Origin of the sequence: Bordetella sp. (assembly GCF_051960075.1) — a bacterium.
In the GTDB taxonomy this organism is placed as follows: domain Bacteria; phylum Pseudomonadota; class Gammaproteobacteria; order Burkholderiales; family Burkholderiaceae_B; genus Bordetella.
Window position 1 is genome coordinate 1 of the sequence record NZ_JBQCER010000099.1, and the last position, 12,081, is coordinate 12,081.

Below are 12,081 nucleotides of genomic sequence, written 5' to 3' on the forward strand. Positions count from 1 at the left end.
GGTCGTGTGCGCCGTCCCAGCAGATCTGCACGCCCAGGCACAGCAGCACGAAAGCCGACATGCGCATGAAGATGGCCGTGCCGTTGCTGCCCAGTTTGCTGAGCAGGGGTTCGCCAAAACGCAGGCAAAGGAACAGGATCCAGCCTACTGCCAGCAGGCCGGGCAGGGCGCCGGCATACTGGGTGGCGCTCATGAGCGGAGACGGATGCTGACCGCGCAGCGAGGCGCCCACCGTAATGGCCGCGGAAATGCAGCCCGGGCCGACGCAGATGGGAAAAGCCAGCGGATAGAAGGCGCGTGCCCGCGCGATTTCTGGCGTGAAGACCTGCGCCATCTGGGCCTTGCCGTCGCTGTCGGCGTCGGCCGAGTTCACTAGCCGCCAGCCGCTGTAGATCACCAGCAGGCCACCGCCCACGCGCACGGCTGCCAACGATATGCCGAAGAATCCGAGCACGACGTTGCCCGCAATGAGCGACCCGATCATCAGGAGCGTGGCGTTGATGGTCACACGGCGGGCCAGGTCCACGCGCGTGGCGTGCGAGGCGCCGTCGGTCAGCGTCAGGAAAATGGGCGCGACCGCAGGCGGGTTGAGAATGGGCAGCAGCGTGGCGAAGGCCAGGAAGAAACTGCGTCCGAAAGCCGAGGCGTAGTCGTAGATGGCCATGCGCGTAAAGGGCTGGGAAGGGTGCCGAGAATTGTACTCATGCGTGCAGGTCCGAAGTCGGCGATTGCGTTAATTTTCTTCGCCGGCCAGCGCCTGCAATACGTCGCGCTCGAACTGCATCTGGACGCGCGGCCGCTCCAGGGCCGAGCCCGAGATGATGAAGACGTCTTCCACGCGATCGCCCAGCGTCATGATCTTGGCCATGATGAGGCTGATCTCGTTCGAGGAAAAAACCCGCGCCAGCGCGTGCAACAGGCCAGGCCGGTCGGTGGCCGTCACGGTCAGGCGCCAGGACTGGCTGCGTTCGTCGGGTTGCAGCTCGGCTTGGGGCACGATGGGGAAAGCGCGGGAGCGACGCGATTGCCGCGCGCGTGCGCCGCCGCTCCATGCGCGCGCCGAGTCCGGCGCGGCTAGTCTTTCGGCCAGCTCGTGCTCTACCAGGGACGCAAGCGAGCGCAGGTCGCTGCCGTTTTCAGGCGGCAGGACGATATAGCTGTCCAGCGCCCAGCCATGCCGGGTGGTATGCACGCGCGCGTCCTGGATGCTGAGCGACTTGCTGTCGAAATATCCGCAGGTATTGACGAACAGCTGCGGCACATCGCGGGTATAGACCATCACCTGCAGGCCTTCCCCGTGTTCGGTGGGGCGGACGCGCACCACGGGCTTGTCGGGAGCGCTCTGATAGTAGAGATGTCGCGTGTGCCAGGCGATTTCCGACGGTTCGTGGCGCAGGAAATAGGCCACATCGAGCTGTTTCCAGAACGGGTCGCGCTCGGCATCGGTCAGGCCTGCCAGACGGGTCAGGCGCGCGGCTTCTTCGCGGCGCCGGGAGAGCACGGTGGTTGCGTCCGCGCGCTCGCCGCCCAGCCGTTCCAGGGTCAGGCGGTACAGATCTTCGAGCAGTTTGCCTTTCCAGGCGTTCCAGACCTTTGGGCTGGTGCCGCGGATGTCGGCCACGGTCAGAAGATAGAGCGCGGTCAGGTGCCGTTCGTCGTGCACCTGGCGGGTGAATTCTTCGATGACAGCCGGATCGGAGAGATCGCGCTTTTGCGCCACGGCCGACATCAGCAGGTGGTTGCGCACCAGGAACTCGACCAGCTCGGCGTCTTCGGCAGCCAGGCCATGCTGCCGGGCGAAGCGGCGCACTTCGACGGCGCCTAATTGCGAGTGATCGCCGCCGCGGCCTTTGGCAATGTCGTGAAAGAGCGCAGCCACGTAGAGCAGCCAATGCCGGTCCAGCCCCGCGATCAGCTGGCTGGCCAGCGGATACTCCTGCGCATGCTCGGGCATGGTGAAGCGGCGCACGTTGCGCAGCACCTGCAGCGTGTGCTGGTCGACCGTATAGACGTGGAATAGGTCGTGCTGCATCTGGCCCACGATGCGCTTGAAGACAGGCAGATAACGGGGCAGTACTCCAAGCATGGCCATGCGGCGCAATTCGTGCACGATGCCCTGAGGCTGCTGCAGAATCTCGAGGAACAGCCGATGGTTGGCTGGGTTCTTGCGGAAATCCGAGTCGATGCGGCCGCGCGCGTGCCAGATGGCCCGCATGGTGCGCGCCGACATGCCGGTCAGCGTGACGTGCTGCTGCATGACCAGAAAGGCGCGCAGCATCAGACCGGGATTGCGCTCGAAGGCATCGTCATGAACGATGTCCAGGCGCTCGTGCAACTGGCGGAAATCGGCGTCGATGAGGGTGGCTTCGTCAGCCGGGCGCGGAAAGAGGCGCTCTTCGATGTTCTGCACCAGAATCACGTTCAGCTGCGTCACCTGGCCCGCAGCGCGGTAGTAGCGCTGCATGAGCAGCTCGCTGGCTCGGCGCGTGGCCGTATCTTCGATGCCGTATACCTGCGCGAGGCCCGGCTGCAGGTCGAACAGCAGCCGGTCTTCGCGGCGGTTGGCGAGCAGGTGAAGTTCGATGCGCAAGCGCTTGAGCGCCTGCTCGGCGCCTCGCAGTGTGCGGGCCTCGGTCGGCGTGAGCAGGCCCGCCTGGGCGATCTGGCTCCAGCTGCGGCCGAAGTTTGCCGCACGCGCCATCCAAAGAATCACCTGCAGATCGCGCAGGCCGCCGGGCGATTCTTTGCAGTTCGGCTCCAGCGCGTAAGGGGTTTCTTGATAGCGGGCGTGGCGCTGCTGCAGTTCGACCCGTTTGGCCAGGAAGAAGGTGCGCGCATCCAGGCAGTCGTCCATGGCCGCCTCGAAACGTCTGAAGAGGCCGCGGCTGCCCGCCAGCCAGCGCGACTCGAGCAGGGCGGTTTCCACCGTGATGTCGGCCCTGGCCTCGCGTTCGCAGTCTTCGATGGTGCGTACGCTGTGGCCGGGTTCGAGGCCCAGATCCCAGAGCGCGGCGACCAGTCCTTCGACGGCGGCCTCGTCCGCGGGCGAAGGCGCCTGCGGCAGCAGGATGAGCAGGTCGACATCGGAGTGCGGAAACAGGTCGCCGCGGCCGTATCCGCCTACGGCCGCCAGGGCGGCTCCCTTGGGCAGCGGGCGCAGCGTCAGCAGGTCGCGCAGCGCCCGGTCGACATCGCGGCGCAGGTCGGCCAGCAGTGTGTCGGGGCGGCCGTGGTCGTGAAACCGGGCGATGGCCGCGGCACGCGCAGCCTGCATCCGGGACTTGATCTGGACAAGCTCGGCGAAGCTCATGCGAACGGCAGCCGTTGGGTCAGGCGAGGGCGGGAACGGACAGCGGTTCGGTGATGAAGGCCGGAGGCTGGGGTACGCCGGGCGAGACGGTCAACACCTCGTAGCCAGTCTCGGTCACCAGTACGGAATGCTCCCACTGCGCCGACAGGCTGTGGTCTCGCGTTACCACCGTCCAGCCGTCGGCCATGTTGCGGATCTCTTTGCGGCCTGCGTTGACCATGGGCTCGATGGTGAAGATCATGCCTGGCACCAGTTTGATGCCCATGCCGGGCTTGCCGTAGTGCAGGATCTGCGGATCCTGGTGAAAGCGCCGGCCTACGCCGTGGCCGCAGTATTCGCGCACGATGGAAAAGCCGGCGGCCTCGCCGTGCTTCTGGATGGCATGGCCGCTGTCGCCCAGCGTGGCGCCAGGGCGTACCTGTTCGATGCCTTTCCACATGCATTCGAAAGTGACGTCGGTCAGACGGCGCGACAGGATGGATTGCTCGCCCACGGCGTACATGCGGCTGGTATCACCGAACCAGCCGTCCTTGATGATGGTGACGTCCAGGTTGATGGAGTCGCCGTTCTTCAAGACCTTGTCGCCGGGGATGCCGTGACAGACCACATGGTTGACCGAGGTGCAGATGGCGCCGGGGAAGGGCGGGTAGCCTGGAGGCGCGTAGCCCACGGTGGCTGACTTCACCTTGAGTTCGTCGGTGAGGTATTCCATGCACAGACGGTCGAGCTCGCCGGTGGTGACACCCGGTTTCACGAATGGAGTAAGGTAATCCAGGATGAGCGCGGCGTCCTGGCAGGCGGCGCGCATCTTGGCCAGGTCGGCGGGGTCGGTGACGAGTTCGATTGCCATGGCGTGTCCAGCAGAATTTTTAACAATCCGACCCTGTTTTTTTGGGCCGGGTTTATAGCGTGTTTAAGGCCTCGGGGCATGCCACTTGAGGGTTTGCCCTGGAAAATAGTAGAATTATAGGCTTTCCGGCGTTTGACCCAAGGTTTATCCCCAGGATTGAACCGAAAGGAACCGAAGATTAAGCGCCAAATCCCGCACCTTGCCAACCAGGGTGCCCGTCTGCCGATTGCAAAAAAAGCGATTGTAAAAAAGCAGGCGGGTGCTGGCGAGCGTGCAAGTCCAAACCCTAGGAGAACATTATGTCCCTTATGCGCGAAATGCTTGAAGCCGGTGTCCACTTCGGTCACCAGACCCGTTACTGGAATCCGAAGATGGCTCCCTACATCTTCGGTAGCCGCAACAAGATTCACATCATCAACCTCGAAAAGACGGTTGAGAAGTACCTCGAAGCCACCAAGTTCGTGAAGCAGCTGGCCGCCCGCGGCGGCAATGTGCTCTTTGTCGGCACCAAGCGCGCCGCCCGCGAGCTGGTCGCCACGGAAGCCTCCCGCGCCGGCATGCCTTACGTCGATGCCCGCTGGCTCGGCGGCATGCTGACCAACTTCAAGACGGTCAAGGCTTCGATCAAGCGCCTGAAAGACATGGAAGCTGTCGTCGCCGAGGGCGGCGCCGAGCGCATGATCAAGAAGGAAGGCTTGCTGTTCCAGCGCGAACTGGAAAAGCTGAACAAGTCGATCGGCGGCATCAAGGACATGACCACGCTGCCCGATGCCATGTTCGTGATCGACGTGGGTTACCACAAAATTGCCGTGGCTGAAGCCCGCACTCTGGGCATCCCGGTCGTGGCCGTGGTCGATACCAACCACGCTCCCGACGGCGTGGACTACATCATCCCCGGCAACGACGACTCGGCCAAGGCCATCGCGCTGTACGCCAAGGGCATCGCCGACGCGATCCTCGAAGGCCGTCAGCAAAACCTGAACGGCCTGGTCGAAGAGATCGAGGGTCAGGAAGAGTTCGTCGAAGTCCAGGACAACCAGGCCTGAGCCTGTCATGTCCGTCGGCTAGCCTGAATTGGCTGGCCGACGGAGCAAGCGTTGCGCCGCGTGCCGGCGCTTTGCACTCGCAGCATCATTTCTGCCCCGGCCAGCCCGGGGCATGTCTTACGAAATTTGGAGCAAACATGGCTGAAATTACCGCTGCCCTGGTCAAGGAACTGCGCGAAAAGACCGACGCGCCCATGATGGAATGCAAAAAGGCCCTGACCGAGGCCGCCGGCGACCTGGCCAAGGCTGAGGAGATCCTGCGCGTCAAGTTGGGCAACAAAGCCAGCAAGGCCGCCACCCGCGTCACCGCCGAAGGCCTGATCGGCCTGTACATCTCGGCCGACGCCAAGCAAGGCGCCGTGATCGAAGTCAACTGCGAAACCGACTTCGTCGCCAAGAACGACGACTTCGTCGCATATGTCAACGGTTTGGCCAAGCTGGTTGCCGAGAAGAATCCCGCCGATGTGGCCGCGCTGTCCTCGCTGCCCTACGGCGATAGCACGGTCGAAGCGACCCGCACCGCACTCATCGGCAAGATCGGCGAAAACATGAGCATCCGCCGCTTCGAACGCATCCAGACGCCCAACAAGCTTGCCAGCTACGTGCACGGCGGCCGCATCGGCGTGCTGGTCGAGTTCGCCGGCGCCGACGAAGTGGGCAAGGACCTGGCCATGCACATTGCAGCCACCAAGCCCAAGGCCCTGAATGCCGACGGCGTGCCCGCCGCCGACATCGCCACCGAGCGTTCGGTGGCCGAAGCCAAGGCTGCCGAATCGGGCAAGCCCGCCGACATCGTCGCCAAGATGGTCGATGGTTCGATCGCCAAGTTCCTGAAAGAAGTCACGCTGCTGTCGCAGCCCTTCGTCAAGAACGACAAGCAGACTATCGAACAAATGCTCAAGGAAAAGAACGCCTCGATCACCAAGTTCGTACTTTTCGTCGTGGGTGAAGGCATCGAGAAAAAAGTCACCGACTTCGCGGCCGAAGTGGCCGCTGCCGCTGCCGGCCAAGCCTGATCCAGCAGTTCTGCGGGCCGGCGCGGGGGCGCCAGGGGCCGAAAGCCCCGTACCCCGCCCCGGCCCGTTTCTTGTCTTACACTTTCGTCGGAACCGTTCCCAGGGGCATGCCTATGACCAGCAGCAGATCGTACAACCGGGTTCTCCTCAAGCTTTCCGGCGAAGCCCTGATGGGCGAGGATGCTTTCGGCATCAACCGCAGCACCATCATTCGCATGACCCAGGAAATCGCCGAGGTCGCTTCCACCGGCATCGAGCTGGCCATCGTCATCGGCGGTGGCAATATCTTCCGCGGCGTGGCCCCGGGCGCGCAGGGCATGGATCGCGCCACGGCCGACTACATGGGCATGATGGCCACCATCATGAACTCGCTCGCCCTGCAGGACGCTCTCAAGCACCAGGGCGTGGATGCTCGTGTGCAGTCGGCGCTGAACATCGAGCAGGTGGTCGAACCCTATATCCGCCCCAAGACGCTGCGTTACCTCGAAGAAGGCAAGGTCGTTATTTTTGCGGCCGGCACGGGCAACCCCTTCTTCACCACCGATACCGCGGCGGCGCTGCGCGGCGCCGAGATCGGCGCCGAGATCGTGCTCAAGGCCACCAAGGTCGACGGCATCTATAGCGCCGATCCCAACAAGGATCCCACCGCCACGCGCTATGCGCGCATCAGCTTCGACGAGGCCATCGTGCGCCGCCTCGAAGTGATGGACGCGACTGCGTTCGCGCTGTGCCGCGACCAGAAACTGCCCATCAAGGTGTTTTCGATCAACAAGCCGGGCGCGCTCAATCGCGTCGTGGCCGGTGAAGACGAAGGCACGCTGGTACACGTATAAAAGGAAACCTCATGAGCGTTGCAGACATTCGCAAATCCGCCGACAGCCGGATGACCAAGTCGCTGGATACCCTCAGGTCCAATCTGGGCAAGCTGCGCACGGGCCGCGCGCACCCCAGCATCCTGGATCATGTGCAGGTCGAGTATTACGGCTCGCCGGTGCCGGTGGGCCAGGTGGCCAACCTGACTCTGGTCGACGCTCGCACGATCAGCGTGCAGCCGTATGAAAAAACCATGCTTCAGCCCATCGAGAAGGCCATCCGCGAGTCCGATCTGGGCCTCAATCCCATGGCCCTGGGCGATACCATCCGCGTGCCCATGCCCGCGCTCACCGAAGAGCGCCGCCGCGAGCTGACCAAGGTGGCGCGCAGCGAAGGCGAGGATGCCAAGGTGGCCGTGCGCAATCTGCGCCGCGATGCCAACGACAGCCTGAAGAAACTGGTCAAGGACAAGACCATTTCCGAAGACGACGAGCGCCGCGCGCAAGACGACGTGCAGAAGCTCACCGACCGCTTCGTGGCCGACATCGACAAACTGGTCGCGCAGAAAGAAGCCGAAATCATGACGGTGTAGGCGGCCCTGCCGCAATGCCGGCGTGCCTCGCACACCATCATGACCTCCAGCTCCACTCTCGCCGTACCGCAGACCAGCGGTGTGCCGCGGCACGTTGCCATCATCATGGATGGCAACGGTCGTTGGGCCACGCGTCGGCATCTGCCGCGTACGGCAGGCCATATCAAGGGCGTGCAGGCCGTGCGCCGCACGGTCGAAGCCTGCGGCCATCTGGGGGTGCGCTATCTCACGCTGTTCGCCTTCAGTTCCGAGAATTGGCGCCGTCCGGCCGACGAGGTATCGCTTCTGATGCGGCTGTTCGTCAAGTCGCTGGAGCGCGAGGTCGTCAAGCTGGAAAAGCAGGGCGTTCGCCTGCGGGTGGTGGGCGATCTTTCGCCTTTCGAACCTCGCTTGCAGGAGCTCATCCGCCAGGCCGAGGCGCGCACCGAGCATAACGATCAGCTGCATCTGTCGATCGCGGCCAACTATGGCGGCCGCTGGGACGTGCTGCAGGCCATGCGCGGCATGCTGCGGGCCGATCCCAGCCTGGCCGAGCATCCCGAACGCATCGACGAAAACGCCTTGTCGGCGCATCTGTCGATGCCTTGGGCGCCCGAACCCGACCTATTCATCCGCACGGGCGGCGAGCAGCGGGTCTCGAATTTCCTGATCTGGCAGCTTGCCTACACCGAACTGTATTTCACCGACACGTACTGGCCCGATTTCGATCGGGCAGCCCTGCAAGAAGCCATTGCGTGGTACGGCGGCCGCGAGCGTCGTTTCGGACGAACCAGCGCGCAGGTGCTGGCGGCGCGCCGGCCGCCCCAGTGATTCCCCCTTTACATAGCCACCCGCGAGAGTCCTAGCGATGTTACGCCAGCGCATCATTACCGCCGCCGTTCTGCTCGCCGTATTGGCCGCGGCAGTGGCCGCGCCTCAACCCATCTGGGTGCTGGCGCTGTTGGCGCTGACGGCTGCCTGCGCCTGCTGGGAATGGCTGCGCTTGACGCTGCCCGAGCGCGTACCTGCGATTGTGCCGCGTCTGGTCGCCCTCATCGTCTGCTGTTTTCTAATGGCCCTGGCCTGGATCTGGAGTTCACCCATGGGGGGCGTGCTGCCGCAGGAGCTTCTGGCCAGCGGCGCGCTGGTCGTCGTCGTCAGCTTGATCTGGCTGGTTGGCGCCACCGCGGCAGTGGTGCGCGGCCGGGCCGATGCGCCGCCCGCCAGCATCGGCTGGTCGATATTCGCCGTGCTGGCGACCGTCTCCGCCTGGATCGTGCTGGCCGTGATGTATCTGGCCTTCGGGCCCCTGTTCGTGCTGACGCTGCTGCTGCTGGTGTGGACCGCCGACATCTGCGCCTATTTTGGCGGTCGCAAGTTCGGGCGCCACAAACTTGCGCCCAGGGTCAGCCCAGGCAAAACAGTCGAAGGCGCACTTTGCGGCCTGCTGGGGGCGGTTGTCGTGACATTGATCGGCGCATGGTGGCCCGACACTTTCGGCTATATGCTGGTCGACCGCTGGTCGTTATGGGGCGCCATTCCCGTCGCTGCCGTCCTGGGTGCGGTATCCATCATGGGCGATCTGTTCGAATCGCTACTCAAGCGGCGCGCCGGCGTCAAGGATTCCAGTGGTCTGCTGCCGGGCCACGGCGGCGTGTTCGACCGCATTGATGCCATTCTGCCGGTCGTGCCTATTGCGCTGCTGATTTCGGGAGCCCTGTTTTGACCATGCGACAAGCCTCCGGGCCGCGGCGCGTCGTCGTGCTGGGTTCGACCGGCTCCATCGGTGTAAGCACGCTGGACGTTATCGCGCGGCATCCCGATCGCCTGCGCGTTCATGCCTTGTCGGCGAACAGCCGCATGGAAAGCCTCGCCGAACAGGCCGCGACTTGCGGCGCATCCATAGTGCTGGTGCCTGACGACGCCGCGCGCGCGCGGTTCGTTGCGGCTTGGCGCGGTAAAAATTTTCCCGAGATTCGCGTCGGCGCCCAAGCGCTGGTCGAGACGGCTGCCGATCCCCAATGCGATACGGTCGTGGCGGCTATTGTCGGCGCGGCCGGTCTGCCGTCCGCTCTGGCGGCGGCGCATGCAGGCAAGCGCATTCTGCTGGCCAACAAAGAGGCCCTGGTCGCCGCTGGCACGCTCTTCATGCAGTCAGTGCGCGACGGTGGAGCCGAACTGCTGCCCATCGACAGCGAACACAACGCGATTTTCCAGTGCCTGCCGCATCAGGGCGCATCGGGCAATCGCGCCCATGCGCCCGCGGCGCCGGACGCAAGCGTGCGTCGCCTGCTGTTGACAGCCTCGGGCGGACCGTTCCGCCTGGCCGATCCCGCGAACCTGCAAAGCGTCACGCCCGAGCAGGCCTGTGCCCATCCCAACTGGAGCATGGGCCGCAAGATTTCCGTCGATTCGGCGACCATGGTCAACAAGGGGCTGGAAGTGATCGAGGCGCATTGGCTGTTCTCCACGCCGCCTGAGCGCATTGAGGTGGTGATTCATCCGCAAAGCGTGGTGCATTCGCTGGTCGAGTATGTGGACGGTTCGGTGCTGGCCCAGCTGGGCAATCCCGATATGCGTACCCCCATTTCCTACGGACTGGGGTTTCCCGACCGTCTCGAAAGCGGTGTGGGCCTGTTGGATCTGGCCCGCGCGGGGCGGTTGGATTTCGAAGAGCCGGACTTTGCGCGCTTTCCCTGCCTGCCGCTGTGTTTTCACGCGCTCAAGGCCGGGCAGGGCGCCTGCATCGCGCTCAACGCGGCCAACGAGATCGCAGTGCAGGCTTTTCTCGAACGCCGCCTGCCGTATACCGGAATCGCCCGGGTCATCGAGGCCTCGCTCGATTGGCAGGCGGGTCAGCCATCTGCTACGCTGGGTTCCCTTGAAGACGTGCTGGCTGCCGATGCCGCGGCGCGTGCCTATGCCGGTAATCTGGGGCTGGCCTGAGTCTTTCTCGATTGGTCCGGGTTCTTGAGCGGCCGTCGCTAGACTAAGAGAGTCCTGACGCGAGCCGGGCGAGCATCGGAAGTGCGCAGGGCGGCTTCGGCGCCAGAGGAACCCGACGACCAGCGCTCTCAAGAACTCATCCCGACGTCTCATAAACCTTCACCGCCATACATGTTCCTGACGCTAATCGCCTTCGTTGTCGCGCTCGGCATTCTCATCACGTTTCACGAGTTGGGTCACTACTGGATAGCCCGCCTGTGCGGTGTGCGCGTCCTGCGGTTTTCCATCGGCTTCGGCCGGGCGATCTTGCGCCGCACCGATAAACACGGCACGGAGTGGGCCGTATCGGCCATCCCGCTGGGCGGCTACGTGAAGATGCAGGACGATCCCGAGCCGGGCGCGTCCCGGGCCGAGGCGGCGCGGTCTTTCAATGCCCAGCCCGTATGGCGACGCATGGCCATCGTGGCCGCGGGGCCGGTATTCAATCTGGTTCTGGCAGTAGTGTTTTATGCCGGACTGGACATGGTCGGCACACAGGTGCCAGCACCCATTCTGGGCCAGCCCGAGATCAGCAGTCCGGCCGGGCAGGCCGGCTTCATGGCGGGCGACAAGATATTGGCGATTGATGGCAATGCCGTGGCGTCCTGGAACGACGCGCGTTGGCGTTTGTTGGATGTGCTTTCCTCGGGCGGCCAGGCTGCATTGGATGTGCAGCCGGCTGCGGGCGGAGTGCAGCGCCGCGTGCTGGTGCTCAAGACCGGCAACCGCCTGGATCCGTCCCAGGGTGATCCGCTAGCCGCGGCGGGCTTGCATCTGCAGCGCCCGCGCCCTGTGGTGCGCGAGGTCGGCGCCGGCAGCCCTGGCCAGGCCGCCGGCCTGCAAGCGGGCGATACCATCGTCGGCGTAGGAGACTTGAAGGGTCCGCTCGATGCCTCTGCCTTAGTCGGCTACATCCAGCAGCATGCGGGCGTCTCGTTGCCCATTACCGTGCTGCGTGGTGGGGTAGCGATCTCGCTGCACGTGGTTCCTCGCGATGTGCAGGCCGAAGGCCGCGAGGTGGGTCGCATCGGCGTGCTGCTGGGCGGCGACGTGCCCATGGTCACTGTGCGCTACGGCGTTCTTGACAGCGTGTGGCACGGTGCGCGGCGCACCTGGGATACGGCCTGGATGTCGCTGCGCATGATGGGCCGCATGGCAGTGGGCGATATTTCCTGGCGCAATCTCAGTGGCCCGGTGACCATGGCCGATTACGCCGGCCAGACCGCCCGTATCGGACTGGCCGCTTATGTGTCCTATCTGGCGCTCATCAGTATCAGTCTGGGGGTGCTCAATCTTCTGCCCATACCCATGCTGGACGGCGGCCATCTGCTGTACTACCTGCTCGAGGTCGTCCGTGGGCGCCCGGTGCCAGAACGTTGGATGCAGATTGGTCAGCGCACCGGCCTGGGCCTTTTGGTCTGCCTGATGGGGCTGGCGCTCTTCAATGATTTTGCCCGCCTGTTCACCTAGGCGCGAATCGCATAAAATGC

11 protein-coding genes are annotated in these 12,081 nt (G+C 64.3%); 8 read left to right on the top strand and 3 right to left on the bottom strand.

The window, feature by feature from the left end:
* The 3 genes from ACTHJ1_RS17445 to map form a co-directional block, all read right to left on the bottom strand.
* Positions 1–664: MarC family protein (locus ACTHJ1_RS17445; protein WP_440195081.1), on the bottom strand; the 664-nt coding region annotated here is incomplete at its 3' end.
* A gap of 69 nt (positions 665–733) precedes the next feature.
* The gene (locus ACTHJ1_RS17450; protein ID WP_440195084.1) at positions 734–3,310 is read right to left on the bottom strand and encodes a [protein-PII] uridylyltransferase; all 2,577 of its coding nucleotides are present in this window, start codon (positions 3,308–3,310) and stop codon (positions 734–736) included.
* Positions 3,311–3,329: 19 nt separating this feature from the next.
* On the bottom strand, positions 3,330–4,154 hold the full coding sequence (map, locus tag ACTHJ1_RS17455; RefSeq protein ID WP_440195268.1) for a type I methionyl aminopeptidase: 825 nt from the start codon (positions 4,152–4,154) through the stop codon (positions 3,330–3,332).
* A 305-nt stretch (positions 4,155–4,459) separates the two neighbouring features.
* Here map and rpsB point away from each other — a divergent pair, with 305 nt between their 5' ends.
* The 8 genes from rpsB (at position 4,460) to rseP (ending at position 12,061) form a co-directional block, all read left to right on the top strand.
* The gene (rpsB, locus tag ACTHJ1_RS17460; protein ID WP_440195087.1) at positions 4,460–5,206 is read left to right on the top strand and encodes a 30S ribosomal protein S2; all 747 of its coding nucleotides are present in this window, start codon (positions 4,460–4,462) and stop codon (positions 5,204–5,206) included.
* A 137-nt stretch (positions 5,207–5,343) separates the two neighbouring features.
* Complete coding sequence (gene tsf, locus ACTHJ1_RS17465) at positions 5,344–6,222, top strand: translation elongation factor Ts (protein WP_440195090.1); 879 nt, start codon at positions 5,344–5,346, stop codon at positions 6,220–6,222.
* A gap of 113 nt (positions 6,223–6,335) precedes the next feature.
* Positions 6,336–7,055, top strand: a complete 720-nt coding sequence (gene pyrH / locus ACTHJ1_RS17470; protein WP_440195093.1) for a UMP kinase — start codon at positions 6,336–6,338, stop codon at positions 7,053–7,055.
* Between the two features lie 11 nt (positions 7,056–7,066).
* Positions 7,067–7,627, top strand: a complete 561-nt coding sequence (gene frr, locus ACTHJ1_RS17475) for a ribosome recycling factor (protein WP_440195096.1) — start codon at positions 7,067–7,069, stop codon at positions 7,625–7,627.
* 39 nt (positions 7,628–7,666) lie between these two features.
* On the top strand, positions 7,667–8,437 hold the full coding sequence (gene uppS, locus ACTHJ1_RS17480) for a polyprenyl diphosphate synthase (RefSeq protein ID WP_440195099.1): 771 nt from the start codon (positions 7,667–7,669) through the stop codon (positions 8,435–8,437).
* 37 nt (positions 8,438–8,474) lie between these two features.
* Positions 8,475–9,332, top strand: coding sequence for a phosphatidate cytidylyltransferase (locus ACTHJ1_RS17485; protein WP_440195102.1), 858 nt, complete (start codon positions 8,475–8,477; stop codon positions 9,330–9,332).
* Between the two features lie 2 nt (positions 9,333–9,334).
* A complete protein-coding gene (locus ACTHJ1_RS17490; RefSeq protein WP_440195105.1) occupies positions 9,335–10,552 on the top strand; it encodes a 1-deoxy-D-xylulose-5-phosphate reductoisomerase in 1,218 nt (405 codons plus the stop codon).
* 171 nt (positions 10,553–10,723) lie between these two features.
* Entirely contained in the window at positions 10,724–12,061 is a 1,338-nt protein-coding gene (rseP, locus tag ACTHJ1_RS17495) for an RIP metalloprotease RseP (RefSeq protein WP_440195108.1), read from the top strand.
* The last annotated feature ends 20 nt before the right edge of the window (positions 12,062–12,081 follow it).

Coding starts and splice junctions, on each gene's coding strand:
- ACTHJ1_RS17485 (WP_440195102.1), top strand. CDS start 8,475: ATGTTACGCCAGCGCATCATTACCGCCGCCGTTCTGCTCGCCGTATTG.
- ACTHJ1_RS17450 (WP_440195084.1), bottom strand. CDS start 3,310: ATGAGCTTCGCCGAGCTTGTCCAGATCAAGTCCCGGATGCAGGCTGCG.
- pyrH (WP_440195093.1), top strand. CDS start 6,336: ATGACCAGCAGCAGATCGTACAACCGGGTTCTCCTCAAGCTTTCCGGC.
- rpsB (WP_440195087.1), top strand. CDS start 4,460: ATGTCCCTTATGCGCGAAATGCTTGAAGCCGGTGTCCACTTCGGTCAC.
- rseP (WP_440195108.1), top strand. CDS start 10,724: ATGTTCCTGACGCTAATCGCCTTCGTTGTCGCGCTCGGCATTCTCATC.
- tsf (WP_440195090.1), top strand. CDS start 5,344: ATGGCTGAAATTACCGCTGCCCTGGTCAAGGAACTGCGCGAAAAGACC.
- uppS (WP_440195099.1), top strand. CDS start 7,667: ATGACCTCCAGCTCCACTCTCGCCGTACCGCAGACCAGCGGTGTGCCG.
- ACTHJ1_RS17490 (WP_440195105.1), top strand. CDS start 9,335: ATGCGACAAGCCTCCGGGCCGCGGCGCGTCGTCGTGCTGGGTTCGACC.
- frr (WP_440195096.1), top strand. CDS start 7,067: ATGAGCGTTGCAGACATTCGCAAATCCGCCGACAGCCGGATGACCAAG.